Origin of the sequence: Frankia sp. Mgl5 (assembly GCF_023242985.1) — a bacterium.
Classification (GTDB): Bacteria; Actinomycetota; Actinomycetes; order Frankiales; family Frankiaceae; genus Parafrankia; species Parafrankia soli.
The window spans coordinates 1-246 of record NZ_JALKFY010000279.1 but is presented as its reverse complement, the minus strand read 5'-3'; the positions used below and the strand labels follow the sequence as shown (position 1 = coordinate 246).

Annotated in this window: 1 protein-coding gene; it reads left to right on the top strand. The window is 56.5% G+C overall.

Annotated features, from left to right (window positions below; translation table 11 throughout):
• On the top strand, nt 1-233 hold a 233-nt coding region (locus MXD62_RS09355), incomplete at its 5' end, for a hotdog domain-containing protein (RefSeq protein ID WP_248828967.1).
• Between the last annotated feature and the right edge of the window lie 13 nt (nt 234-246).

Genomic DNA, 246 nt, shown 5'->3' with positions numbered 1-246 from the left:
AGGCAAACTCGCTCGCTGTCGCTGTTATCAACGCTGACGTTGCTTTGACGGCCACCGCGCGCATCCGTTTTATCCGCCCTGTGCACTTGGGGGAAAGGCTTGTTGCCAAAGCGATTGTCCGCAGCCGAAACGGCGATGAAAGCAAGGTTCGAGTAGAGACGAAGGTCCAGGGAGAACCAGTCTTCTCCGCTACGTTTCGGGTCGTTTGCATGCCGGGAACAACTCATGCTTAGGTGTGGGCAAGAC